Origin of the sequence: Scytonema sp. PCC 10023 (assembly GCF_963920835.1) — a bacterium.
Taxonomy (GTDB): domain Bacteria; phylum Cyanobacteriota; class Cyanobacteriia; order Cyanobacteriales; family Nostocaceae; genus Kalymmatonema.
The window spans coordinates 1-1242 of the sequence record NZ_CAWUDP010000309.1; the positions used below are offsets into that span (position 1 = coordinate 1).

The 1242-nt window shown below is 33.7% G+C and carries 1 protein-coding gene; it reads left to right on the forward strand.

The genetic code is table 11. From position 1 onward, the window contains the following. Nucleotides 1-256: 256 nt before the first annotated feature. A partial coding sequence (locus tag ACM0OZ_RS48905) for an ISNCY family transposase (RefSeq protein ID WP_414590169.1) occupies nucleotides 257-1242 on the forward strand: 986 nt, incomplete at its 3' end.

Sequence of the window (1242 nt, forward strand, 5' to 3'; positions counted from 1 at the left end):
CTGGGTTTGTACGGAGAGGTGCAAGATCTGAGTTATGGTAAGCGTAGCTTTGCAATTCCACAATTATAGGGGAGCGCTCTGACAAAATAAGTTGACGAACGGGATTTTCTTGTAATCAACTAAGAGGGATAAAAATGATGACAAAATCTCAATGAAAGATAAACTTTTTCAAATTATTTTTGAGCCAATTAAAATAGTTCATCATTCTTAAGTATGTTTTTGAGTAATACAAGGTTGCACGCTAACTCAAAAACCAATGTTACGTAAAAGATATGAACTTGACAAAGAGTTTAACATTATAATTCAGCTAGTAGGAGAGATGGATGATTCAATTTCTATAATAGATAAAATTCTTTCCGATGAACATTTATTCCAGTTAATGGAGTCAGATTTATCAAAGCGTTATCAGAACACTACTAAAACTGGAAGAAAATCAACTCCGGTTGAAGTTGTATTACGAATGTTAGCATTGAAGCACTTACGTGGTTTGAGTTACGAGCAAACAATTTCAAATGTCAATGAAAGTTTAATTTTAAGACAATTTTGTAGAATTTATTTGAATCCTCTTCCTGATAAAAGCACTTTGATTCGCTGGTCACATCAAATTCGTCAAGAAACCTTGGAACAATTTAACCAACGTCTGACTCAAGTTGCGACCGAATTAAAAATAACTAAGGGTCAAAAGATGAGGACAGATGGTACAGTAGTGGCAACCAATATTCATTTTCCTTCTGATAACAGCTTGTTAGTTGATGGAGTGAAAGTTATTAGTCGCTTTTTATTGCAAGCGAAAAAAATTAGTATCGCCAATTCAAAATATATTAACTCAAGTCTTTTTCGTAATCGTTATCGTACAGCTAGAAGAATTTCTAGACAGATTGATGGTTTATCTAAAACAAGAAATCAATCTGGTTGTCAAAAAAGAGAACAAGCTTACTCCAAATTGGTTGAAGTGACACGCTCATCCTTGAAACAGGCTCAAAAAGTCAAGAGCATTCTGATGAATTCAAATCTTCCGGGTTTTCAGAAGATAGTTCAAAAATTTACACTTTTCCTTCCTCGTATAGAACAAGTTATTCAACAAACATATCGGCGGGTATTCAAGAAAGAAAAAGTTCCTGCTAATGAAAAAATAGTCAGTATATTTGAAGTTCATACAGATATTATATGTAGAGGTAAATTGAACCTAGATGTCGAGTTTGGGCGTAAAGTTTGGTTAGATGAAGTTGACGGAGGAATTAT